Here is a 24,540-nt window from a genome sequence, read left to right on the forward strand (position 1 = left end):
GTTTTTGACGAGTGAAATCATGTATTTAGGCAAGGCAGCCTAAAAACTGTTGAAAATCCTAAGCTGCGTCTTGCTCAGCCAACGCTGAAATTGTTCTAGCTACCAAGCGAATTTCGCCTCTCAATTCCTGAATTCCGCGGGCCCGCCCCTCAATAAGTTCCTCTAAAAGACGCAAAGTCGTTGCATCCAAGTTGCGTAAGTACTGCTTAATGCCGTCGTCAGAACCTTGAAAAGCGGGTGTTGCCACCACAGCAGCAAAGTTTTCGAGTTGTTTTTGAAGATCCACATGCCCTTGAGCCATTTTCTTGAGTAAGACTTGTTGGGAGACCATTTGTTCTGTCAACATCGAGATTTTTTCACCCACATCGTGGAGAGAGTGCAAGACGTTAGTGCGATTGTCTTCATTGCGATGCATGATATTTTGAAGTTGTGCCATGCATTCAGCCGTTTGTTCCAACAAGCCTTGCGAATAGGCTTGCCCACTGCCATGTGATGTTGCGCCTGTGCTGATGAGATCACCGATTGACTTGGACTTTGATGTTAAATGATCTTCAAGATTATGGTAGAAGGTGCCTGCCGCCTTTGTGACTTGTAGGTCCAGAAACCCTAATATTAATGAGCCGGCCAAACCAAACATGGAAGTGCTAAAGGCTGTTCCCATGCCCATTAAGGGAGCTTGAAGCCCATGCTTTAGGCCTTGGAATGAGTCTTTGACGTTTGTGGCGTCAACCTCAAGGCCCGTGATGACGCCAGCTATGGCCCCGATCGTTTGTGATAATCCCCAGAAGGTTCCCAAAAGCCCTAGGAAAATCAGCAAGCCAATAAGATATCGTGAAACATCCCGCATCTCTTCCAATCTTGACTCGACGCTGGAAAGAATAGAACGAAGGGTGAGCGTAGAGACTTGGGTATTATTTTGGCTCTCGCCTAAAGAAACGGAAAGCGGATATAGGATTTTCGGCTCAGGGGTATCGGGAAAACGTTCTTCGCCTCGTTCATACCCATCAAACCAAAGTTGTTCCCGGCGCAGGTTCAATAAACGGAAAAAAGCCAGGCCAATTCCAAACCCAAGAGTGGTTAGAATAGCTGTGTTGAGAGGAACATTGTTTTTAAAAGCGGCCAACAGGGGTTGGTATAAGACAACAACAACGCCCCCCATTAAAGCAAGGAAGGCGAGCATTCGAAGAAAGTATCGATGGATGTAACTCACGAGAAAAAGATCCTTTATTGTTCAATTTTTATTGCCCACTCTAGACCAAAATGCGTCCCGTGCAAAGAGCAATCCGCACATATAGGAGAAACCCTTTTTAAAATCATCTTATCCGTTAAACGTTTATATACCTTCTGTGAATTATAGTTGAAGGAAGGAATATTAAGTTTTGCTTTAACTTGGGGGTTTTTTGCATTGTTGATTAAGGAAGGGATCCATAAGATCCTAAATATCAGAGCTCTGATCCTTCTTCTCATCGTAGGTTTCGGGGGCTATTTCTTCTGGACTCATCCCCATAGATCTTCTTCGGGTTACTTAGGGTATGTTGAGGGCGAATATGTCCGTGTGGCCTCACCCATTGCGGGTGCGCTAACATCTCTTCCCATTAAGCGAGGGATGCAAATCAGCACTGGGGATCCTCTTTTTATTCTTGAGCATGTCAACGAGATTGCTTCGCGTGATGAGGCTGAGCGTCGCTTAGAGAAAGCCGCGTATGATTTACAAAACATCCAAGTTGGGAAACGACCGGAAGAAATTGAAGTTATTGAGGATTTGCTTGATCAAGCAGAAGCGGATCAAGAATTTGCCCTTCTGACTCTCAAACGACAGGAACAACTTGTTATTACGAAGTCTACGTCTATAGAAAACCTTGATCGGGCCAGAGCCTTATATAATCGAGGGCAAGCGCGTATTCTAGAGCTTAAGGCGCAATTGAAAGTAGCCAAACTGCCTGGACGTGACATGGAAATTAAGGCAGCAGAAAAGGCTGTTGAGGCGGCCGATAATCTGCTGCAACAGGCTCAATGGCGTGTTGATCAGAAATTCATCAAATCTCCGGTTTCGGGATTTATTTTTGACACGTTGTATGTTTTGGGAGAATGGGTTCCGGCTGGATCTCCCATTGCGGTTATATTACCCCCTCAAAATATTAAGGTGCGTTTCTTTGTACCCCAAGAAAGTTTAGGGAGCTTGAAAATAGGGCAAACCGTTACGATTCAAGTAGATGGTCTAGATAAAGGTGTGCCAGGTACGTTGAGCTATATCTCCCCCAGTGCTGAGTATACACCCCCTGTTATTTATAGCCGAGAATGGCGCACAAAGTTATTGTATATGTTGGAAGCACGTCCCAAAGAGCTTATTGAGCACTTTCACCCAGGGCAGCCGGTCAATGTGCTGATTGGCCCATCATGAGCACGACCTTTGCCATAGATGTTGAGAACTTGACCAAAAAGTATGGCGATAAAACGGTTGTGCGAAATTTTTCAATTCAAGTCGCGTATGGACAAATTTACGGATTCTTAGGCCCAAACGGAAGTGGAAAGACAACCACAATTCGCATGCTCTGCGGTCTTTTAAAACCCGACTCAGGGAAGGGGACTTGTCTTGGCTTTGATTTGTTACAGGAATTTCACCAGATAAAGGCAGAATCTGGATATATGACCCAACGATTTAGTCTTTACGAAGATTTAAGCATTGTCGAAAACTTGGACTTTATCGCGCGATTGTATTTGGTCAAAAATCGAACAAAAGTCGTCAATGAAACCCTGGAAAGGTTAGGCCTGGCAAGTCGGCGTCAGCAATTGGTTGGCCAATTGTCAGGTGGGTGGAAACAGCGCTTAGGCTTGGCAGCATGCATTCTCCATAAGCCAAAACTTTTGTTACTTGATGAACCAACAGCAGGTGTTGATCCCAAAGCACGTCGAGAATTTTGGGATGAAATTCACCAATTGGCCAACGAAGGCATGACTGTTTTGGTGAGTACGCATTATATGGATGAAGCAGAGAGATGCCACAAGATTGCTTACATATCTTATGGTGATCTTCTGATAAAGGGAACGGTTCAAGAGGTGATCGCGACATCCGGCTTAACCACGTGGTTGGCAACAGGAGAGGATACTAACTTGTTGGCGGCGGCTTTAGTCGGTCTACCCGGCATTGAACAGGTAGCCGTATTTGGCAAAACTCTTCATATCAGTGGTGCGAATGCAACTCTCTTACAACAAACGCTTGCGCCCTTTCAAAGGGATCGAAGAATTATATGGGAGAAGGGAACGCCGAATTTAGAAGATGTTTTCGTTCAAATGACGGGGAAGACCAATGGCTCTCGATAAGTTTGCCTTTTCTATACCCCGATTTTGGGCCATCTTAATCAAAGAGTTTATTCAAATGTGGCGGGATCGGGGCACATTTGCCATGATGGTCTTTTTGCCCATTATGCAGCTGTGCCTCTTTGGATTTGCTTTGAATTCGGACCCAAAATTACTGCCTGCTGGGCTTCTCAATTATGACAACAGCCCCTTCAGTCGTACTCTCTTAAAGTCTTTAGAAAATTCTGAATATTTCAAGTTCACCCACATTCTCAACAATGAAACGCAAGCCCAAACTCTTCTAGATACGGGAGATATTCAATTCGTTGTCAATATACCGGAGAATTTTGCTCGCAAACTGCAACGCGGCGAACGCCCCGCAGTGTTGATTCAAGCAGATGCAACCGATCCCACCGCTATGGCCAATGCCCTGGCGGCTGCATCTGCTTTGAATCCGACGGTACTAGATCGTGATCTTGTTGGGCCTTTGCAACCTTTAAAAGGAAAGCTGGCCCCTTTCGAGATGCGTGTTCACCGCCTTTACAACCCGGAAGCGATTACGCAATACAACATTGTCCCAGGCCTCATTGGAACCATTTTGACTCTGACAATGGTGGTGATGACTTCGGTTGCCGTGACCCGAGAAAAAGAACGCGGCACTATGGAAAATCTGCTGTCTACACCGGTGCGGCCCATTGAGGTGATGTTGGGGAAGATTCTTCCCTTTATTATTGTTGGTTACATACAAGTCGTTGTTATCTTAGCAAGCTCAAAGTTCTTCTTTTCAGTACCCATTATGGGGAGTTTGCTTCTGCTGACGTTTGTGACAATCTTCTTTATTACAGCCAATCTTTCCATAGGATTTACATTTTCCACAATTGCATCCAACCAGCTTCAAGCTTCACAAATGAGTACGTTTTTCTTCCTCCCCTCTCTTCTTTTGTCTGGGTTTTTCTACCCCTTTCGCGGCATGCCAGATTGGGCGCAATCCATCGGGGAAATATTGCCTCTCACCCATTATTTGCGCATTGTTCGGGGGATCCTATTGAAAGGCAATGGTTTATACGAAGTCTGGCCTCATCTTTGGCCAATCATCATCTTTATGCTTGGGGCCATGACGTTGGCGATGTTCCGATACACAGAGACCTTGGATTAGGGTTTATCAAAAAATTTTATACAAAACAGGGGCCCTTGAGATAGCCTAAAGTTAACGAAAAATAAAGGATTTTCGGTCTATCATTTGTTAGGAGTGTACCTACAGAAAGGTTTTAAAAGATGGAGAATTATAAATTCTCATGGAAATGTCGAAAGCTATACGTTGATATCTTAGCCAGCTTTTTCTTTATTACTTTCGGTACAACACTGGCAACAACATGGTACACTTATCAGTCGAATTCTGAATCCATGATTCAAATTTCAGAAGATCTTTTAACCCATGTAAGCAAGTTTTCCGTTGATAAGGTTATTTCATATCTGAATCAAGCACAACTGATCACCCATTTAGGGGCTGATATCGTTAAAGAAAAATCCCCCATCAGCAATAAAAATCAACCTCTCATTGCCTTTATGGAAGGGATATTAAGGTCTTACCCGTACCTGTCCTCAATTTATATCGGAACGGAAGATGGAAAATTCTTGCAAGTTAAGAGTTTGGATGTCACCTCAAGTTATAGAACAGATCCTTCTCGCAAGCTCCCTGGTGGTAGTGTTTCTTCAATTCGATTTATATCTCGAGAAAACGATACTCTCCAAGAAACATGGGAATATCAAGACGCAGAAGGAAAAATTCTCGATCATGAAGTCATCCCAAAAGTGATGTATAATCACTTAATTCGAGATTGGTATGTGAGTGTGTCCCAGAGTCGAACGCCTCAATGGAGCGACGTATATGTTTTTAGCTCCACGAAGAAGCCTGGAATAACAACGGGTTATCCCCTAATTGATGCTCAAGGTGCATTTGTTGGGGTTATAGCGGTCGATATTGAAATGGGGGCAATTTCAGAATTCCTAAACGAAACCCGTATTTCAAAGGACTACTCGGCCTTCATTATGACGGAAAAGGAAGAAGTGATTGCGAGTACGGATAAGTCCCAAATGGTTAAGGTTGAGGGCGAAAAGGTTCGGGCCATCAACTTAAACGAATTGTCCGATAAGCGCTGGATATTAGGATATCAAAAATTTAGGAATGATAAGAAAGCGAACTTCACCATTGTTAATGATGGCATTGAATATATTTCCAGCTTTGCATTCTTCCCTAAGACATTTGAGAAAAAATGGTCCATTGGTCTTATCGTTCCTATCGATGAGTTTGTGGGCAGCATTAAGGACACCCAACGTAAGATTCTTTTGATTACTTTCTTAATCTTTTTGATATCCGTTGCATTGATTGGGTTCATCGCAAGGCGTATTGCTCGCCCCATTATTTCTCTTTCTGAGGAAGCCACACGCATTAAAAATTTCGAACTCGATAGTAATGAAGAGGTCAAAACAGATATCTATGAGCTACAGCTGCTCAACAATTCCATTACTTCAATGCGCATGAGCATGCGGGCATTCTCTAAGTTTATTCCGAAAGTCTTGGTTGCCAAACTTCTTCGAACAAATCAAACGGTTAAGATTGGGGGTAAACTCCGTCGCGTGACTCTATTGTTCTCAGACGTTGTGAACTTCACGAGTGTCTCTGAGAACTATGCTCCTGAGAAACTCGTTATTCATTTGTCTGAATATTTTGAAGAAGTCACGAACATCATTATGAAAGCTAACGGGACGATCGATAAATATATTGGCGACGCGGTGATGGCATTTTGGGGCGCACCGATTGTTGATAAAGACCAAGCCTTAAATGCGTGCCGTGCGGCTCTTGCGCTTCAGCATCGTTTAGGGAACCTCAATCGCCAATGGGCTGTTGAAGGAAAGCCCGTTTTAGAGACGCGCATTGGTATTCACACCGGCGATGTTATTGTAGGGAACATGGGCTCCTCTGATCGGATGAATTATACTGCCCTTGGGGATACAGTGAACCTTGCCGCGCGCTTGGAGGGTACCAACAAGATGTATCACACAAGCATCATCATTAGTGAAGAAGTGCTCTCCGAGGTCCAAGATCACGTTTTGGTGCGCCCTGTCGACCTTGTCGCTGTAAAAGGAAAAACGAGAGGTGTTAAGATTTATGAATTGGTGGGTATCTTTCAAGATGACCCCGCCCTTCTGCCGTCGGAGGCGCAAGTTAATTATTGTAAACTCTTTTCAAAGGCCTTCCAGCTGTATCTTGAACGTCGCTGGGATGCGGCCATTAGCCTGCTCGAAGACATTAAGGGTCACTATGGAGAAGACTTTACAACAACTTTGTACTTGGAGCGCTGCAATACTTTTAAAGAAAACCCACCCCCAGAAGATTGGGATGGTGTCGTGCATTTAACGGAGAAGTAAGGGGGGATACCCGATACAAGTCCCATCACACAACCGCGTGATACTTCAAATGCTGACGAAGGATAGGATTTCCACCATGATTACGCCATAAGGTGCGGCAAAATTCATGGTCGATTTTTTCCATGAAATGACTCAATTTCTCATAGGTATCTTGGGAGGCCAAGATCGTGATTTGAGTCTGATTCCCTTGTTCGGAACACACTTCTGTTTCTGTTTTCATGTGGTTTCGAAAGACCTCAACGGCAGGGTGACAACGATCATCAACCGTCAAGATTAAGCCACTTGCTTTCTTCTCTTCGCAAGCGAGGAGGAGGGATTCAAGTACGTTGAGATAAAATTGTGTCATTAGGGTTTTTTGAAGATACTCGTCTCCAAAGACTTTGTCGTGAAGTTTTTGCTCATCAATCATTGGAAAATCGCCCACAAGCATTGGAATCAGGGAGTCGCATTGAAATTCTACTTCGTCTTCTGTGATTAAAATTACTTGTAATTCCAAAAGAGTTGAACAATGCAGGTCGTATCGGGCATTGTGCGCTTGAAAGGAAAAAAGGTTTTGGGAAGCCTCATGAAAATCTGAAAGAAATTTTGCGAAAAGGGGTTCTTGTGTCTTTGAAAACCAATCGTGTTTTTGAGAAAAGGCATCTAAATGAAAGGGGAGGAGAGTTTTTGGAACAAGGTGTAACATCATTAACTCCATCGCTTTTAGAATTTATCACCTAAGATATCTAAATTTAAGATGTGTTTAAATGATATTTAGATATCTTGTATCTAGATGCCATGAAGATAAGAAAAATGTCAACGGTATTTTTTGTCACAATTCTAGTGTTTGCTCCTGGGGTTTAAAGTGTGCTATCCATTGCGCATTAGGGGGCAAATGCCAATTCTAACGATAACTCAGATACTACCCTAGATCGAGTAGGGTGGAACATTAAGAACCAATTCTGATACCGTTAAAGGCCTTCTTTTCCTGCATTTCAAGAACATAGACAATTGATCGCATTTGTATTTTGGGTTGAGATTATGAGAATAAAAGCGCTAAAAACATTCATATACCTTGCAGAGACAGGTTGTGATTTTGATGGTCACAAGGCCCTTGGGATCCCCCGGTCGAATATGTGGAATCATATCAATGAAATTGAAAGTGAGACAGGATTAAAGCTCATCCAAAGGCAACGCGGGAATTCCTTTTTGACAAAAGAGGGTGCGGCATTTGCGCCTATAGCACGTAAAATGTATAACACTTATGAAGAAGGTTTGCAGAATATCGTCAAGGAAGAGTCCCGCGAGATAGAGGGAAACATCATTATTTCGACGACAATGGCTGTTGCTACAGGATGGTTGATGTCGTGTATCAAAGATTTTCACACAAATTATCCAAACCTAAAACTGAATGTGATTGCAGATGACTGTCTTCAAAGGAACGTAGAAGCTGGTGCAGATATTTTATTTAGGCCCATTGGCAACAACCCTGACTTGATAAAAAAGTGGCACCTTACCTATGAACATGGTCTGTTTGCCAGTGAAGAGTATTTGAAGAAGAAGGGGGTTCCAAAAGTGCCTGAAGATCTTAAGAATCATTGTATGATGGGATATGGTACCCATGAATTTACTCATTTTGAGGAGATTAACTGGCATCTGAAGGGGAAAAGCTGGGGGTTACCAAAACTCGTACCTACTTTGACCATAAATTCAACATCTTCCATGTTTTCAGCAGCGGAACAAGGTATTGGTATCTGCTCATTCCCCGTTGATTCAAATGTTTTTTACAAGGGAAATTTAATGAGAGTCCTGCCTCAAATTAAGGGGCCTATAATCAAAGCCTATTTTTGCACGAAGCAAAACGCAAGTGCGTCTATGCAAAAAAGCACCTATGTATTCCAACGTTTTTTTGAAAAATACTTAGAAAGTATCGGGGTGAAATTTAACGTGGATTAACTTATTAGGATAGAGTTTGTTTTTCAATTACTAAAAAAAAACATCGAGGAGACACCCATTGACTAAAATAAGAACGATACTGACCGCGACAATTGGAAACGCCATTGAGTACTACGACATCACCCTTTATGGGTTTTTTGCGGTGTTCTTATCTCCCTTATTTTTTCCGTCAGAAGACCTTGCAAACTCCCAATTTGCAAGTCTTGCCGCATTTGCCATCAGCTTTCTCGCAAGACCTTTTGGGGGGTTAATATTTGGTCATATTGGGGATCGTTGGGGGCGTAAGAGGGCGCTTGTTCTTGCTGTGCTTCTTGTGACCATTCCAACGACGATTATGGGACTTCTCCCTACGTATGCAACAATTGGGATTTTTGCTCCCATCATTCTCGTTTTGTGTCGCATAATGCAAGGGATTTGCACCGGTGGGGAGTATACGGGAGCTGCGATTTTTCTATCAGAGCACCATCGCAATCAAAAGAGGGAAGGGTTTATTTGTAGTCTTCTCCCCGCTTCCAGTCTTATCGGAGCGCTCTTGGGTACAACCCTTGGGGGACTTTGCACCTTGCCGTTCATGCCCACATGGGCGTGGCGTGTGCCCTTTTTGTTGGGGGCTGTTTTTGGTCTTATCGGGTATTTCTTGCGAAGTTCTCTCGTTGAAACACCGGAGTTTCTGGCAAACCAAACGAAGGAGAAGCAGGCTATGCTTCCCTTACTGCAGGTATTTAGTCAAGACAAACGCAGCTTTTTGTCCGCCTTTTGGCTTTCGGCCTTTCATCTTGTCCTATTTTACACGCCTGTTGTCTATATTGTTCAATTCATGTTGCCCAAAGACACGCTCGTTTCTTCAGGAATGTTCTTAAATACGGGGTTTCTCGTTTTGCTGATTGCTCTTTTCCCCCTCATGGGCATTGCAGCAGATGTCTATGGAAGAAAACGTGTCATGATGACAGCAGCACTGGCCATATTTGCCTTAGCCATACCATTGTTCTTATTTCTTAATTATGAGAACTCTTTATTAAATGTGTTTGTAGTCTTGTTAGCCTTTTGCGTTGTCTCTGGTGCTTCAGTTGGCCCGGCTGTATCCTTTATTCCAACCTTGTTCCCCACACAAAACAGATATAGCGCTATGGCCTTGGCAACAGGTTTAGGAGACGCCTTAGGAGGCGCTACTCCCTTGATTTGCCATGGTTTTGTAAGTGCCTTTGGGACTCCTATTGCCCCTGCTTTTTATGTGATGATTTGCAGTGTTTTTGGCATCATAGCAATAAAGTACTCAAGGCCTATCGGGTCGAATCTTTCAACACAAGAGGAAGACATTTCAGCTTTGGAGAAGAAAACAAAAAGAGGTGTTGGATACTGATAACTTATCTAGTTCCCAACTTCTTGCTCTTTAGCTGCTCTTCGATAAGACACAATACTAAAGGGAAAGGTGCTGACATATCCTATAGCAACGACCGTCAATGTCATCCAGGGTTTACTGAAGAGGGCAGCTGTGGATAAGGCGCTGATGACCATGACAGGTAGCACGTACTTGTGGGGAATGTGAACCTTTTTCAAGGAATATGTGGGAATCGCACTCACCATTAATAAAGCCACGGCAAAAAGGATGAGTCCACAGAAGTATGGGCTGTAAATGAATGAATAAGACCATTCAAAAGAAAAGACAATGGGACTGATCGCAAGGGCAGCGGCCGCTGGAGCCGGTGTTCCCGTGAAATAGGCAACCGCCCATGTTGGTGTTGTTCCCTCAATGCTTCGTGTGTTGAAACGTGCTAAGCGCAAAGCCATACAAACGCTGAAGAGCAATACGAGTGCCCACCCAAATCCGCCCCACTGGTGAAGGGTGAAAAAATACATGACCAGGGCAGGGGTGACGCCAAAACTAATAAAGTCTGAAAGAGAGTCAAGTTCAGCCCCAAAGCGGCTTGTACTCCCAAAAAACCGTGCCAAGCGGCCATCAACGGCATCAAGGATGCCAGCAATGAGTATAGCGGTCACGCACCATTCCCACCGTTCTTGCAAAGCAAAGCGAACAGCACTTAAGCCTGTACAAAGGGCAAGAACCGTTGCGATATTGGGGAGCATGGAAGCGAGTGTATATCCTTGCAAGGGGCGTTTTCGGAGACGGCCTGGCAACCGCGTTCGAAGGGTGCGCTTACTTGGTGTTGCCTCACTCTTGTTTTCTTGAAGTGCAGTCGTTTTTCGTTTCCAAGTCATTAGTGGCACGTTCCTTCTCGCAACACCTTCTTTGGCATGGCTTTCGCATTTAAATCAGCAATTACTGATTCGCCTGCAATCATGCGTTGCCCTTCGATAATAAGAGGGTTGATTCCTTCGGGCAAGTAAATATCCATGCGACTCCCAAAACGAATGAGACCATACACAGCTCCGGTTTCAACGGTATCGCCTTGTTTAACATTGCAAACGATTCGTCTGGCAATCAGTCCTGCGATTTGGACAAAGGCAACTTTGGTATGATTGGTCGTTTCAATGACGAGAGATTGTCGTTCATTATGATCGCTCGCTTTATGGGATGCTGCATTCAAGAAGTGTCCAGGGCTATAAACGGACTTTACAATTTTACCTCCAATTGCTATCCGATTTACGTGCACATCAAAGACATTCAAGAAAATACTAATCCGAAGATGAGGCGCTTTGCCCATGTCAAGTTCGGCAGGAGGCGGCATGGTTGTAATGGCGCAAACGATACCGTCTGCAGGGCTGACGATGAGTCCTCCTTGAGTTGGTGTAATTCTCTTGGGGTTTCGGAAAAAATAAGCACACCATCCTGTTAAGATTAGCCCAATCCATCCGAGGGGTTCTGCCACATAAAATAGGACAACAGAAAGGACTGCAAATATAACGATAAAGCGCCACCCTTCAGGGTGAATGCGTATGGGAAGGAACAGAGACATGGTTAAAGTTGACTCCCTTGAACTCAATTGCTTCCCACACTGCCCTGAACTTTAGAAAATTTCAAGGGGGGAATCTTAAGAGGAGAGTCTAAAGGATGAGTATCTTAAAAAAAGAGGGGGTGTTTGCACACCCCCTCTTTTTGTTTTATAAGGGTTTTAATTATCGGCGCAAATCGCGCGTGAGCAAGCTTGTCCAGAAGCCTTCTAGGCTGGTCAGCATCTGATCTAATTCTTCTGCTTTTGCAGCATCAACACCTTCTTGAGCAAGGGCTTTTGCGTGCATGGTGAACAATTCATCCAACCGGTCATGTAACTTGATACCCTTTTCTGATAGCTTAACATGGCTGGAGCGGCGGTCATGAGCACTTGGTTCTTGGATCAAATAGCTGTTTTGAACCATTTTACGCAAGTTATAAGAAACATTGGATCCAAGATAGTAACCACGGTTGGTCAACTCGCCGACCGTTACTTGTCCCCGTCCAACGTTATACAAAACAAGGCACTGCACGTTGTTAATGTCTCGAATCTTCATGCGATCTAATTCAACCTTCACAACTTCAAGGAAGAGCCGGTGAAGGCGTTCGATCATCACAACGGACTTAAAATAATTTTCTTTCATGGTTTACACCCCTTATAAAACTTTCTGTTTCTATTTAAATTTATCGCTAATTGGTTAAAATTCTTTTAAGCTTTTAAAAAAAAATGAAAAGATATCTATTTTTTTTCTTGAGAACGCTTGTCGCCCCGTGAAATTTTCCTCCTTGAGGTACCTCATAGGACCAATTCTTAAGCGAATTTTCCCTGCAATCCTTGCAGACACCCCCCCCCTCGCAATCTCCAAGTGTTATTTTCTTAAGAAGCGCAACGGTACTTTCAAGAAAATTCGTTCATCATGATCATTAGATCTTGTAATCCCTCAGAAGCGAAAGCGTTCCTGGGTGATGTGCACTTTTGTTTTTTTATGGTTGCAGCATCAAAAAAGCGGTCTAAAAATCTCAATTGTGGTATTATAAATCCCGAGACAGCTTTTTGATTCACTCTAGGTAAGAGTATATTTATACTATTCCTTATTGTTTTTCAATACCATAGATACAAAAAAAACAAATAAACATGTATTTTGGCCAAAATTTAAGGAAATCCTGGGGTTTTTTATTAACATTTCCATTACAATCGAGGATGGGGCGTTTATACGGCAGAAGACGTGGAAAAATTGACAAGGGTTGAAAAACTCTAGAAAATAACGGATGATACCTTACAAATTTTTTAAACGAAAAGCTCTAACTTAATGATTGTTGCAAAAAAACTGGGAAACTTTGATCCTTTGCGCGTAGCTTCAGAGATTGCTGATGAATCTTCGTGGAATTGGGAAAGATTGCGCCCAGATGAATTGGTCATCGATATACCAGGCCATTGGGGAGAATATCGGTTTCACTTATGTTGGCAGCCAGAGTCCAGTCTCTTTTACTTGGCGTGTTTTCTAGATTTAAAAATTCCCGAGTCTTTGCCAAGCGGAATCTATGAACTATTAACACTAATCAATCGCAGGTTGTGGATGGGCCATTTTGATTTGGTTGAGGATCAATGGATTGTGTTTCGTTATGCTCTTCCTTTGCAAAGCCATAAATCTAAAGAGGTGATTCCTCAAATTGAGGAGCTCATGGATACCATCATTGGGGAATGTGAAACATTCTATCCAGTTTTCGGAACCCTATTGACCCATGATATATTGCCCCAAGATGCGTTGCAGATGGGGTTAATTGATACGGTTGGTGAGGCATAAAAAACGACGCCGATTATTGGCATCACCATTGTCATTCCATGCTACACTAAACCTTGAGATAAGGGAGGTCATATGAAGCGAACAAAATTTCTTCTGGTTGGGTGTGGTGCAATGGGCGGCGCTTTAAAGGCCGGGTGGGAGCGTGTGAACGCTCCTTTTGATGTTGTTGTTATCGAACCTTCAAATTCCCAATATTTACCTGATTTTGCCGCATTACCAGGGGACTATATTCCTGAAATGATCATCTTTGCGGTGAAGCCACAAGTTTTGCCCGAAATTTTGCCCAATTATTGCCGTTTTTCTGGTCAAGGGTGCTTATTCTTATCCATAGCGGCAGGTGTTCCGTTGGAGGCTTTCCACAAGGTCTTAGGTGAAAAGGAGAGCATCATTCGAGCGATGCCGAATCTTCCTGTAACTGAAGGACAGGGGATAGCTGTATTAACGACACGTCATCTTTTAAGTGAATCCCATCGGTCTATGGGGCAGGCCATCTTTGAGGCATCTGGAAAAGTATTATGGCTTGACAAAGAAAGTTTGATGGATGTGGTTACAGCTATATCAGGCAGCGGTCCTGCTTATTTCTTTCGTATGGTGGAATGTTTGGCTCAAGCTGGCATTGTTTGTGGGTTACCCCCAGAAGTTGCGATGCAATTGGCCCGTCAAACAGCTGTAGGGGCGGGTGCAATGCTTCAGCATTCCTCTGAGACTGCCACGGATTTGCGCATTCGCGTTACGAGCCCTGGGGGGACTACTGCGGCTGCTTTAAGTGCTTTTGATCATCAGGATGCATTAGGAAAGTTGGTGCGCGTGGCTGTAAAAGCAGCCATCCATAGAGGACAGGAACTGTCTCAATGAACGAAGAGGCCTTATGGAAATTAGCTGATGAAGGTGGCCTGGCAGCCTTGACGGTGGATCGACTCGCCCAAGAAACCGGGCAACATACCCTTGACCTGAAGACCCTTTATCCTGATCCAGCGTTTATGGTGTTGGTCCTTATGGAAGAAATTCATAACCAGGCTATGACAACACAAATCGAATCAACATCCGCTATCCTCGATCGATTAACAGATCAAATTATGGCCCACTTAGATGCGTGCCTTGCTCATCGAGAAACGATACGACGTTTATGGGGTGACTTAGTGTCGACGCCCATGGTGGTGCTGACTTTACGTCCATATTTGATGAAGATGGTTGGGCGCGTTTTGAAAGAATGCGGCCTTAAGGATGATGATCTCTGGTCGCCGATTCGGTTGAGGGCTTATGCGGCTCTCATCATTTATGTCCTTTATACCTGGCTCTATGACGAAACACCGCAACAAGAGCATACGCTTGTCACTTTGGATCGCGGGCTGAAACAGTTGAGTGAAATGCCATGGTAAATCCCTTAAAAGTGGACGTAGTGATCGTTGGAGGAGGCTTGGTGGGTGGCACGCTCTCCGTGGCGCTGGCGCAACAAAATTTTAACGTAGCTGTTATTGATCGAGATTCACCGGACGAGCTGTTAAAGCCAGACCTTGATGGGCGTACAACAGCGGTTTCTTACGGATCTAAACTTATTTTTGAGAAGTTGGGTATCTGGGAAAAAGTGGCTCACGCAGCTGAGCCCATATTAGATATCCGTGTTTTTGAACGTGACTCTCCCTGGGCGATTTATTATGACCATCGAGATATTGGAAGCATTCCTATGGGATATATCGTTGAAAATCTGGTTCTACGCCAAGGGATTTTCCATAGGGCGGCAGAGCTTGCCAACCATCTGACTTGGATGGCGCCAGCAAATGTTGCGCGTACGACGCGAAATCTGGAGAGTGTTGTCGTTGATTTAGAAGATGGGCGCATCCTTAAAAGCCCTCTTTTGGTTGGAGCAGAAGGTCGTCTTTCACCCACAAGAGACGACGCTAATCTTAAGACATTTCGGTGGAGTTACGAGAAAATGGCTTTGATTGCACATGTGGTCCACGAAAAGCCCCACCTTGGGACTGCTTGGGAAATTTTTCAACCCCAAGGCCCTTTTGCGATTCTGCCTTTAAAGACTTGTTCCACAACGGGCGCGTATCGTTCTGGCATTGTATGGACAGGGTCTCCCGATGATATTAAGCGTTTGTTGGAGTTGGATGATGCAAAGCTCACTTCTGAACTCCAGGACCTCTTTCCCTATTTTGGAACGCTTGACGTGTCCGGTAAGCGATGGTCCTACCCTTTAAGCGCCATGGTGGCCAAGGAAACCGTTGATCATCGCCTCGCCATTGTCGGAGATGCGGCTCATACGGTGCATCCAGTAGCGGGGCAGGGGGTCAATTTAGGATGGCGGGATGCGAAAGCGTTGGCAGAGGTTCTTGGCAAGGCACGGGGATTAGGGTTGGATATTGGGTCAAAGAGTATCCTCGAGGACTATCAACGCCGTCGCCGGGTTGATACTTTATCCATTCTCGCCATGAGTGATGGCATGGTGCGTTTATTCTCGAACAAATCCAATATCCTCTCTTTCTTGCGTAATACTGGCCTTGGTATTGTTAACGAGATCCCCCCATTGAAGCGTCGTCTCATGCGCCATGCGATGGGTATTTAACCTCCTCTTTCCCTGCCCTTGCTCTCTCAATCCAGAGTTTCTATAGTATCAAGTATGAAGCTGAATTTAGAAAAATTTCCCCTCATGGGGGATCAGATTACTCAAAAGCTCTTCCAGACATTTGAAAAGCATGGAGTTTACCCGCGCTTTGTGGGGGGGTGTGTTCGCGATGCCATTCTAGGTGTTGAGGCTTATGACATTGATATTGCTGTTCCGATCCCGCCCGATGAAATTATTTATATTCTCACAACAGACGATATCGATTCTATCCCCACAGGGTACGAATTTGGAACGATTACTGCCGTTCTGGAAGGTCGCCCGTTTCAAATTACTTCTTTGCGGGAAGATTGGGAAACGGACGGTCGTCATCCGCGCGTAACCTTTGGAACCGACTGGGAGGAAGACGCAGCCCGTCGCGACTTTACAGTTAATGCTCTCTATGCGGAAAGAGATGGAACAGTCATTGATTATTTTGGGGGGATTGAAGATCTAGAGGCGGGGATTATTCGGTTCGTCGGCGATCCGGACATGCGCATTCGGGAAGATTATTTGCGCATTTTGCGGTATTTTCGTTTTCTCGCCTGGTATGGTCATGGTCCCATCGAGCCCCAAGCCTTGCAGGCATGTGCCACCCATCATCATGGGTTAAAGGGCTTGTCGCGGGAACGCATTGGCCATGAGTTTATGAAATTGTTGAGCGCCCCAAAGCCGCTTTTAAGCCTCACCCTCCTTCATCAGAAAAGCCTTGATTCATTTGTTGTGCCACAGCCCCTGAATCTTAAAGCCATCGAGGCTCTTCTCGCCTTTGGAGAGCCCACAAGTGTGATGTGCCGTCTGGCCGCCCTGTCGTTGCCAAATATTGACGTCAAAGGTGCCAGCACAGCTTTGCGTCTTTCTCGTGATCAAAGGCAGTATCTTCATGATTGTGTCATGCGCCTTGATTCTTATCCGAGTTCAGAGAGGACCATCTATCGGAATCTCTATCAAGATGGCGTCTCGCTTTTCAAGGATTTCACCCTATTGAGCTTGTGTGTAGGCTCGTTGAGCGCGTCCGCCTCGATTCAGCGCGAGGCTTTCAAAATAGCCGCCTCTTGGCATTCCCCAACGTTTCCGATTCAGGGAAAGGACTTGGTGGATATGGGTGTTATAGCTGGCCCAAAGCTGGGAGAGCTCCTAAAAGCTTGCGAGTCCTGGTGGATTGATCAAGGCTTTTTCCCTGATCGAGAGGCTTGTTTGGCGTGGGTGAGGGACGCTGAGTCTCAAGAAAAAAGTAAATAAATCCCCTTATTTTCCGTACCCTTAGCATTTTACATCTAGACATCTGGCTCCAGATTTATTATGCATGGGAAGCCTGATGTGTAAACGTATGCCCAGATAGCTCAGTTGGTAGAGCAAGGGATTGAAAATCCCTGTGTCGCTGGTTCGATTCCGGCTCTGGGCACCATTAATTGTTCTCGAGTTTTTCCTTCAATTGTAGATGAGGTAATTTTTATTTATCTTGTAAATTCTCTTAAGAAGTGCTTAAATAAGAAGCAATAAAACAGCGTGGGTATAAATAAATAATGCCGTTAGAGCCAAGTGTCGTTGTAGAATTACAGCACAAGCTGGATAAGTTGAAAAAGGAAGATCGTCAACTCGAAGACGAGATTGCACAACTGTCTCTTCAAGGCCTCAATGACGATATTCAAGTTTTTCGCTTAAAGAAACGCCGCATCATGGTTAAAGAACAAATCCAAAAAATCGACGCTCTCCTCGTTCCTGACATTATCGCTTAAAGTATAAAGCTTTTCATTTCAATACATATCATTTTACATTTAAAACCTCTAATATCTTGACGTGAGGCCTGGTTTAGCTGATAGTATGCATTGAAATTGTTTAATTAAAGGAGAATAAGATGGCTTTAAAAGGAAGCAAGACAGAAGCAAATTTGAAAGAAGCCTTTTCAGGCGAATCTCAAGCCAATCGCCGGTATTTGTATTTCGCACAAAAAGCGGACGTTGAAGGCTACAACGATGTGGCGAGCGTATTCCGCTCTACCGCCGAAGGCGAAACTGGTCATGCCCATGGTCACTTGGAATTCTTGGAAGCGGTCGGCGATCCGGCAACAGGCTTGCCGATTGGGGATACGACCCTAAATTTGAAGGCTGCTATTGCTGGGGAGACCCATGAATATACAGATATGTATCCAGGTATGGCTCGTACTGCCCGTGAAGAAGGTTTTGAAGAGATTGCTGATTGGTTTGAGACATTGGGCAAGGCTGAGCGTTCCCACGCCGGTCGCTTCCAACGTGCTTTGGAGACCATGAGCTGAGGTTGATTTAGCTTTCTGAAGCGCCAGATTGTATTCTTACCCCTCCCCTTGTGGGAGAGGTAAGAATACAAAATCATTTATTCTAACTTCCCCCCTCGCGCCAATTCAATTATCATCTGCTTAAGAACACGACAAAAAGGTAAAACCTGTATGCGTCACCCCATTGACTGGACCCATCCTGATTATTTGAACCCGGAAAAGCTAGATGAAGAAGTGCGTCGGGTCTTTGACATATGTCATGGATGCCGCCGTTGCTTTAATTTATGTGATACCTTCCCCCGATTGTTTGATCTCGTGGACGAGTCCCCAACGGGTGAGCTTGATTCCGTTAAAAGCGAAGACTTTGCCCCCGTTGTTGAGGCGTGCACCTTGTGTGACTTGTGCTTTGCGTCGAAATGTCCCTACATTCCTCCTCATGAGTTCAACCTCGATTTTCCTCACCTGATGTTGCGGTATCGGGCGCTCGAATTATCCCAAGGTAAAGTCCCTTTTACGAAAAAAGTGATGGCAAAAACGGATCAGACCGGCGCGATTGGTACGATTGTGTCACCGCTAGCCAACTGGGCCACAAAAGAGGGAAATGCCCTTACGCGTCCTTTGATGGAAAAGACCCTTGGTATTCATCGAGATGCCGCGTTGCCCAAGTTTCAATCTTCTACTCTTGTTCGTCAAACAAAGGACCCGTTGCCCCTCAATACGAGCGCTGCGGCTTATGGGCGCAAAGTCGCGATTTACGCAACGTGTTATGGTAATTATAATGATCCGAAAATTGGCCTTGCTACCCGAAAAGTCCTTGCCCATAACGGGGTTGAAACACAAGTTGTCTATCCAGGGTGTTGTGGCATGCCTCTTCTTGAACAAGGGAATCTAGAAGCGGTCGCAAAGGCCGCCCGTAACGTTGCCAAAGAGATGCGCCCCTGGATTGATCAGGGGTATGAGGTGATTGCCCTTGTTCCTTCATGTGCGCTGATGTTGAAATCAGAATGGCCATTGATTGTGCCGGATGATGAGAATGTGCAAGTGTTAAGCAAAGCAACCCGAGATATTAGTGAATATATGGTTGCTCTTTCGAAAGAACCTGGATTGGAACCCGGTCTTAAACCGTTGACAGAAGGGGTCACGGTTCATATTGCGTGCCATGCTCGGGCTCAAAATATCGGTCAAAAGGCCACGGATTTGCTGCGGTTGATTCCGGATATCGATCTCCAAGTGATTGAGCGATGTTCGGGTCATGGCGGTGCGTGGGGGGTGATGGCTGAGAACTTTGACATAGCCCTTAAAGTGGGTAAACCTGTGGCGCAAAGTGCCCTTAAATCGGAAAATCGACTTGTGCTATCGGAATGTCCTCTCGCGGCTACCCATATTCGCCAGGGGATGGAGAAGTTGGATGAAAGGGCTGTTGTAGAAGAAGCCCACCCGATAGAAATTTTCGCCCGTGCCTATGGCCTGTAACAGAAGAAGAAAAAAATGAAGAAACGCATCACCAAAGAAGACCTGTTGCCTCTTGAGGAATTTACGAAGATCCGTGCCACCAAGCGCCAAGAGACGATCTCGATCAAGAAGAATCGCCGGCTTCCATTGGGTCAAGAAGCCACGCTTTTCTTTGAGAATTACGACACTTTGTGGTGGCAAATTCAAGAAATGCTCTACATCGAAAAGGGAGGCGACGCACAAGCAGAAGATGAGCTCCTTGCCTACAATCCTCTGTTGCCACAAGGGCAAGAGCTGGTTGCCACCTTTATGATTGAAATCGATGACCCTGTCCGTCGCGCCCAAGTGTTGGGCGTGCTGGGGGGCATTGAATATCATTTGACCATCCGCTTTTGTAACCATATTTTGAAGGGAGCGCCTGAAGAGGACCCGAGTCGCACGACAGAGTCCGGTAAGACTTCGGCCATCCACTTTATTCATTGGGTGTTTTCAAAGGATCAGATCGCTGACTTTTCGAAGCCTCATCAAGACATTGTCGTTGAAATTACCCATCCTCAATTCACCATTAAAACGCTCATGCCCGAGGCTGTACGGGCTGCTTTGCAAGGTGATTTTGAGGAGTGATAAAATAAATTCGTCGCTAGAGTTAATTAAGGAAAAATACGCGTAAAATCGAAGGTTTTTTTTCACTCCCCGTTATTGATTCCTTTACCTTTGATGGTTAAAGTTAAAGATATGGGTTAAGACTAAAAAGTATTTTACGACAAGCCTCGACAGCGCCTCAAAGCTGTTGTTTAGAATTTGAAGGAAGAAAAATGACCATGGTGGCACCGAAGACCCAAACATTGGCTCAATTGAGTTACCAAGGAAAAACCATTGATCTTCCTGTTTATTTTGGTACGGATGGCCCGGGTGTCTTGGATCTTCAGGGTCTATATAATGAGACGGGGTTGTTTACCTTTGACCCGGGTTTTGTTTCAACAGCCAGCTGTCGCTCTGAAATTACTTTTATTGATGGCACCAAAGGGATGTTGCTCTATCGAGGCTATCCCATTCAACAATTGGCTGAAAAGAGCGATTTTATGGAAGTGGCGTATCTTCTTCTTTACGGAGATTTGCCAACATCCTCTCAAAAAGACGAATTTGTTCAAGCGATCAATAAGCATACCCTTGTACATGAACAGGTGAGTGCCTTTTACCGTGGGTTCCGCCGAGATGCCCACCCCATGGCCATTATGGTCGGCGTGGTTGGCGCCTTATCATCCTTTTATCACGACAGCTTAGACATTCAAGATCCCGCTCAACGTCACATTGCAGCCTTGCGGCTCATTGCTAAGATGCCAACACTGGCCGGAATGGCTTATAAATATTCTATTGGTCAGCCGTTTGTGTACCCTCAAAATCACCTCTCTTATTCTGAAAACATGTTGAATATGTTTTTCTCAACACCAGCTGAACCTTATAAAATTAATCCCGTGTGGGCAAAGGCCATTGATCGCATCCTTATTTTGCATGCGGATCATGAGCAAAATGCGTCTACCTCAACCATTCGCTTGGCGGGCTCTAGTGGTGCGAACCCCTTTGCCTGCATCGCAGCCGGTATTGCGGCGCTATGGGGCCCAGCCCATGGAGGCGCTAATGAGGCGGTTTTAGGAATGTTGGATGAAATTGGAACCATTGATCGCATCCCGGAATACATCAATCGGGCCAAAGATAAAGGCGACCCCTTCCGGTTGATGGGATTTGGGCACCGCGTTTATAAGAGCTATGACCCTCGAGCCACTGTGTTGCGCGAGACGTGTCATGAAATTATGGCGGATCTGGGGATTGAAAATCATCCCACTCTCCAACTTGCCATGGAGCTGGAACGCATCGCTTTGGCGGATGACTATTTTATTGAGAAAAAGCTTTATCCCAATGTGGATTTCTACTCAGGGATTATTTTTAAAGCGATGGGCATTCCGGTGACAATGTTTACCGTCCTGTTTGCCATTGCGCGAACCGTTGGGTGGATTTCTCAATGGAAAGAAATGATTGCCGATCCGTTGCAAAAGATCGGTCGTCCTCGTCAGTTGTATGTTGGTAAAGGGTATAGGGACTATGTTCCTATGGAAAAACGTTTGGAGGAGAGAAAATGATAGAGACGAATACGAATAGAAGACGCACCTCAGACGATCGTTATGAAACATGTATTTCCGACCCAACCAAGAAAATGATTTATCAAATTATTCAGTCTTCAGCCAATGATAATTTGATGCCGGCAACCAAATGGTTTACCTGGCTGATTGCCTGGACCATTCTTGTGGGGGCAGCGCTCGCCTACGCTATATTTTAATTGGTATTCTTAGAAGCAGATTTTAGCATATTACATTGCCAGATGAGGGCGTTCTCTCAATTTATTAATCAACGGCAATAAGGGTCAAAAAGAATGTTGGGAATACAGGGTAATGACCTTCCAACATCTTGATTTTTAAAATCAAGATGTTGGATTCTTACGAACTTATAATTTTTTAAAAGCTCTCTTAATATTTTGGCCTGCCTTTTCTAGGGCTTTCCCAGCATTGTGAGCTTCTTGCTCAACTGTTGGTCGAACCTCATTTTTCACAAAGCCTTCAAGGCGTTTTCCCTGAGTATCTGCGTCAACTTTCGCTTTCGCTGTAAAGCCGTCTAGTCTTTTACCCAAGATTTCAAAATGGCCCACCTTTTTCTCATCTTTTTTTGCTACAACGAGTTCGTTTGGAATAGCCGCAACGACTTCAGGCAACTTAAATTCCACTAGAAGAGAGCGTTGATTGGCTTCATCTATTATAATTCTGGATAGTTTCCCCTCTGCATCAGCTTCTTCCGCAAATGTTACGGGAACAGTGCCTTCAGAGACTTCTTTAAGAAAGGTTCTCATTGCCAGTGGTTTTGTTTCAGGGGGAAAGTATCCTAAGATTACATTTCCATTTATAGGGCTATCTACTTTAAGTACACGATATTTTGCACCCTGTGGATTTATATCTGCAACGAAACTTACGTTATGATTTCCTTCCTCTTCAGCGACCTCTCCAACGAAGCTACGAAATGTCGAAGTGCGTGGCGTTAGAGGTGTATGTTCGGTAGCTTCAAGTGGCGTTAGGTTATCTAAGTCGATTGCTTGAACCGGCATGATTCCCAAAAGGGCAGGCAGGGTCCATTTAAATAGTTTCTTCATCGCGATTCTCCTTAATTGTTATATTAAAAACCTAATGGGATTTGTCTTTGCTCAAGTGCCAAGAACTGGTTATGAACCACTCATCATCCATTAGGGATAAGTATATATATCATGTAAAGGAATTAGTTACAACTTTACATATTTTTAAAATATTGAAATGTTCATTGTTAATCCTCATCCTCGCCAGTCATCCGACGCCCACGTTTTATATGACCCCGACGGGCCTTGCTCGCCAGGCGGGATTCTTTGGACGCTCTCGTAGGTTTACTGGGGATACGTTTTGTGGGGGGAATGGTTGCGCGAAGAATGAGCTCGGCCAAGCGTCGACGGGCATCCTGGCGATTTTGGTCTTGGCTGCGATAGCGTTGCGCCGTGATGATGAGGATGCCTTCTTTCGTAAGACGACTCCGGACCATCGCCAACAGGCGTTCCCGTATGTCTTCTGGCAAGGAAGCAGAGTGGCCGATATCAAAGCGAAGTTGCACAGCTGTAGACACCTTATTGACGTTTTGCCCGCCAGGTCCACTAGCTCGAATAAAGGATTCACTGATTTCACGCTCATCAATAAAGAGTGTTGGCGTTATTTGCATATGACTCAAGCCCTCTGGTTATTGTCTAAATTCAAGTCTATGATAGACTTATTAACAGAAGTATACCAAGAATATTGAAAGGCCTCGTTATGGGAACTACTCCGGCATTTTGGATCATCTTCAATGTCCTCGTACTCGCAATGCTTTGGCTTGATCTGCGTGTTTTTCATAGAGAAGCCCATGTTGTCAATGCTCGGGAAGCCTTAAGATGGTCCTTGGTTTGGGTTCTCATATCTTTGGGGTTTGCGGCGGGTCTCTACTTCTTTATGGGCCACGACAAAGGCATGGAGTTTTTGGCAGGATATATCGTTGAGAAATCCTTAAGCATCGATAATATATTTGTTTTTTCCCTTGTTTTTCAATCTCTTCATATTCCTCTAAAATATCAACATCGGGTATTGTTCTGGGGAATTATCGGTGCCCTTATCTTAAGGGCATTGATGATCTGGTTCGGCCTTGCCCTTATTTCATACTTTCATCCGATCCTTTATTTATTAGGGGCATTTCTTGTATTCACAGGCCTCAAGATACTTTTAATGCCAGAAAAGCCACGCAATCTTGAAACACACCCCCTCATACTGTTTTTACAACGGTATATTCCCCTCACCAATAAAATAGAGGGGCAACAGCTTTGGTTAAAAGTCAAAGGTAAAGGATGGACGGCAACGCCTTTATTTTTAGCTTTAGCTCTCATTGAATTTTCTGATCTTATTTTTGCCATTGACTCTATCCCCGCTATTTTTGCCATAACCCTTGATCCATTCATCGTCTATACATCCAATGTCTTTGCAATTTTAGGGTTGCGATCCCTCTACTTTCTATTAGCTGACGCAGTTGTAAAATTTACCTATTTAAAACCTGGGGTTTCTCTTATTCTATGTTTTGTGGGGATAAAAATGATGATTATGGATATCTATAAAATTCCAACGGAATGGTCATTATTCGTGATAATATCAATTTTGGGGGGGAGCATTTTGCTCTCCTATTTTAAAGGGGATGAAAAGTGCCCCAAATAGGATCGCTTTTTGTTATTTTGGGTACTCTCGCTTGGTGTGGGGCGTTTAGCTATTTAAGCGCTCAGGCAACG

The 24,540-nt window shown here is 44.6% G+C and carries 25 protein-coding genes and 1 tRNA gene; 19 read left to right on the top strand and 7 right to left on the bottom strand.

Annotated features, from left to right (window positions below; translation table 11 throughout):
- Positions 1 to 58: 58 nt before the first annotated feature.
- Complete coding sequence (locus K2Y18_01625; GenBank protein MBX9804434.1) at positions 59 to 1,210, bottom strand: flagellar motor protein MotA; 1,152 nt, start codon at positions 1,208 to 1,210, stop codon at positions 59 to 61.
- Positions 1,211 to 1,405: 195 nt separating this feature from the next.
- On the opposite strand from K2Y18_01625, the gene K2Y18_01630 reads away from it, so the two are divergent.
- From K2Y18_01630 to K2Y18_01645, 4 genes are all read left to right on the top strand, one after another.
- Positions 1,406 to 2,401, top strand: a complete 996-nt coding sequence (locus K2Y18_01630) for an HlyD family efflux transporter periplasmic adaptor subunit (protein MBX9804435.1) — start codon at positions 1,406 to 1,408, stop codon at positions 2,399 to 2,401.
- Entirely contained in the window at positions 2,398 to 3,321 is a 924-nt protein-coding gene (locus K2Y18_01635) for an ABC transporter ATP-binding protein (protein ID MBX9804436.1), read from the top strand. Before K2Y18_01630 ends, K2Y18_01635 begins: the two co-directional genes overlap by 4 nt.
- The gene (locus K2Y18_01640; GenBank protein MBX9804437.1) at positions 3,308 to 4,453 is read left to right on the top strand and encodes an ABC transporter permease; all 1,146 of its coding nucleotides are present in this window, start codon (positions 3,308 to 3,310) and stop codon (positions 4,451 to 4,453) included. Before K2Y18_01635 ends, K2Y18_01640 begins: the two co-directional genes overlap by 14 nt.
- A gap of 119 nt (positions 4,454 to 4,572) precedes the next feature.
- Positions 4,573 to 6,726 (top strand): hypothetical protein, encoded by a 2,154-nt coding sequence (locus K2Y18_01645; protein MBX9804438.1) that lies wholly within the window; start codon positions 4,573 to 4,575, stop codon positions 6,724 to 6,726.
- Between the two features lie 25 nt (positions 6,727 to 6,751).
- On the opposite strand, the gene K2Y18_01650 is transcribed toward K2Y18_01645, so the two are convergent.
- The gene (locus tag K2Y18_01650) at positions 6,752 to 7,414 is read right to left on the bottom strand and encodes a hypothetical protein (protein ID MBX9804439.1); all 663 of its coding nucleotides are present in this window, start codon (positions 7,412 to 7,414) and stop codon (positions 6,752 to 6,754) included.
- Between the two features lie 332 nt (positions 7,415 to 7,746).
- On the opposite strand from K2Y18_01650, the gene K2Y18_01655 reads away from it, so the two are divergent.
- Together K2Y18_01655 and K2Y18_01660 are read left to right on the top strand one after the other, a co-directional pair.
- Positions 7,747 to 8,661 (top strand): LysR family transcriptional regulator, encoded by a 915-nt coding sequence (locus K2Y18_01655; GenBank protein MBX9804440.1) that lies wholly within the window; start codon positions 7,747 to 7,749, stop codon positions 8,659 to 8,661.
- Positions 8,662 to 8,719: 58 nt separating this feature from the next.
- Positions 8,720 to 10,021, top strand: coding sequence for an MFS transporter (locus K2Y18_01660; GenBank protein MBX9804441.1), 1,302 nt, complete (start codon positions 8,720 to 8,722; stop codon positions 10,019 to 10,021).
- 8 nt (positions 10,022 to 10,029) lie between these two features.
- Here K2Y18_01660 and K2Y18_01665 read toward each other — a convergent pair whose 3' ends face one another.
- The 3 genes from K2Y18_01665 to K2Y18_01675 all read right to left on the bottom strand — a co-directional run bounded on the left by K2Y18_01665 (position 10,030) and on the right by K2Y18_01675 (position 12,195).
- Complete coding sequence (locus K2Y18_01665; protein MBX9804442.1) at positions 10,030 to 10,878, bottom strand: phosphatidylcholine/phosphatidylserine synthase; 849 nt, start codon at positions 10,876 to 10,878, stop codon at positions 10,030 to 10,032.
- Positions 10,878 to 11,576, bottom strand: coding sequence for a phosphatidylserine decarboxylase (locus K2Y18_01670; protein ID MBX9804443.1), 699 nt, complete (start codon positions 11,574 to 11,576; stop codon positions 10,878 to 10,880). The genes K2Y18_01665 and K2Y18_01670 overlap by 1 nt, the downstream gene beginning before the upstream one ends.
- Positions 11,577 to 11,736: 160 nt before the next feature.
- Positions 11,737 to 12,195, bottom strand: coding sequence for a winged helix DNA-binding protein (locus tag K2Y18_01675; GenBank protein MBX9804444.1), 459 nt, complete (start codon positions 12,193 to 12,195; stop codon positions 11,737 to 11,739).
- 666 nt (positions 12,196 to 12,861) lie between these two features.
- Between K2Y18_01675 and K2Y18_01680 the strand changes: the two genes are divergently transcribed.
- From K2Y18_01680 to K2Y18_01735, 12 genes are all read left to right on the top strand, one after another.
- Complete coding sequence (locus K2Y18_01680; GenBank protein ID MBX9804445.1) at positions 12,862 to 13,356, top strand: YbjN domain-containing protein; 495 nt, start codon at positions 12,862 to 12,864, stop codon at positions 13,354 to 13,356.
- 72 nt (positions 13,357 to 13,428) lie between these two features.
- Positions 13,429 to 14,211 (top strand): pyrroline-5-carboxylate reductase, encoded by a 783-nt coding sequence (gene proC / locus K2Y18_01685; protein ID MBX9804446.1) that lies wholly within the window; start codon positions 13,429 to 13,431, stop codon positions 14,209 to 14,211.
- On the top strand, positions 14,208 to 14,735 hold the full coding sequence (locus tag K2Y18_01690; protein ID MBX9804447.1) for a hypothetical protein: 528 nt from the start codon (positions 14,208 to 14,210) through the stop codon (positions 14,733 to 14,735). Before proC ends, K2Y18_01690 begins: the two co-directional genes overlap by 4 nt.
- Positions 14,729 to 15,925 (top strand): UbiH/UbiF/VisC/COQ6 family ubiquinone biosynthesis hydroxylase, encoded by a 1,197-nt coding sequence (locus K2Y18_01695; GenBank protein MBX9804448.1) that lies wholly within the window; start codon positions 14,729 to 14,731, stop codon positions 15,923 to 15,925. Before K2Y18_01690 ends, K2Y18_01695 begins: the two co-directional genes overlap by 7 nt.
- A 54-nt stretch (positions 15,926 to 15,979) precedes the next feature.
- Positions 15,980 to 17,203, top strand: a complete 1,224-nt coding sequence (locus K2Y18_01700) for a CCA tRNA nucleotidyltransferase (GenBank protein MBX9804449.1) — start codon at positions 15,980 to 15,982, stop codon at positions 17,201 to 17,203.
- Between the two features lie 90 nt (positions 17,204 to 17,293).
- Positions 17,294 to 17,369 (top strand) — tRNA-Phe (locus K2Y18_01705).
- A 118-nt stretch (positions 17,370 to 17,487) separates the two neighbouring features.
- Positions 17,488 to 17,700: a YdcH family protein gene (locus K2Y18_01710; GenBank protein MBX9804450.1), complete on the top strand. Its 213-nt coding sequence runs from the start codon at positions 17,488 to 17,490 to the stop codon at positions 17,698 to 17,700.
- A gap of 119 nt (positions 17,701 to 17,819) precedes the next feature.
- Positions 17,820 to 18,236 (top strand): rubrerythrin family protein, encoded by a 417-nt coding sequence (locus K2Y18_01715; protein ID MBX9804451.1) that lies wholly within the window; start codon positions 17,820 to 17,822, stop codon positions 18,234 to 18,236.
- 150 nt (positions 18,237 to 18,386) lie between these two features.
- Positions 18,387 to 19,688, top strand: coding sequence for a glycerol-3-phosphate dehydrogenase (locus K2Y18_01720; GenBank protein MBX9804452.1), 1,302 nt, complete (start codon positions 18,387 to 18,389; stop codon positions 19,686 to 19,688).
- A 15-nt stretch (positions 19,689 to 19,703) separates the two neighbouring features.
- The gene (locus tag K2Y18_01725; protein MBX9804453.1) at positions 19,704 to 20,291 is read left to right on the top strand and encodes a DUF3501 family protein; all 588 of its coding nucleotides are present in this window, start codon (positions 19,704 to 19,706) and stop codon (positions 20,289 to 20,291) included.
- A gap of 197 nt (positions 20,292 to 20,488) precedes the next feature.
- Positions 20,489 to 21,805, top strand: coding sequence for a citrate (Si)-synthase (gene gltA / locus K2Y18_01730; protein MBX9804454.1), 1,317 nt, complete (start codon positions 20,489 to 20,491; stop codon positions 21,803 to 21,805).
- Positions 21,802 to 22,002 carry a hypothetical protein gene (locus tag K2Y18_01735; GenBank protein ID MBX9804455.1) on the top strand — a complete coding sequence of 67 codons (201 nt, stop codon included), beginning with the start codon at positions 21,802 to 21,804 and terminating at the stop codon, positions 22,000 to 22,002. Before gltA ends, K2Y18_01735 begins: the two co-directional genes overlap by 4 nt.
- 165 nt (positions 22,003 to 22,167) lie before the next feature.
- On the opposite strand, the gene K2Y18_01740 is transcribed toward K2Y18_01735, so the two are convergent.
- On the bottom strand, positions 22,168 to 22,863 hold the full coding sequence (locus K2Y18_01740) for a hypothetical protein (protein ID MBX9804456.1): 696 nt from the start codon (positions 22,861 to 22,863) through the stop codon (positions 22,168 to 22,170).
- Positions 22,864 to 23,030: 167 nt separating this feature from the next.
- Positions 23,031 to 23,453 (bottom strand): aminoacyl-tRNA hydrolase, encoded by a 423-nt coding sequence (gene arfB, locus K2Y18_01745; protein ID MBX9804457.1) that lies wholly within the window; start codon positions 23,451 to 23,453, stop codon positions 23,031 to 23,033.
- A gap of 89 nt (positions 23,454 to 23,542) precedes the next feature.
- Between arfB and K2Y18_01750 the strand changes: the two genes are divergently transcribed.
- Positions 23,543 to 24,469, top strand: coding sequence for a TerC family protein (locus K2Y18_01750; GenBank protein MBX9804458.1), 927 nt, complete (start codon positions 23,543 to 23,545; stop codon positions 24,467 to 24,469).
- Positions 24,470 to 24,540 lie beyond the last annotated feature (71 nt).

It is taken from the genome of Alphaproteobacteria bacterium, assembly GCA_019746225.1.
GTDB lineage: Bacteria > Pseudomonadota > Alphaproteobacteria > Paracaedibacterales > VGCI01 > VGCI01.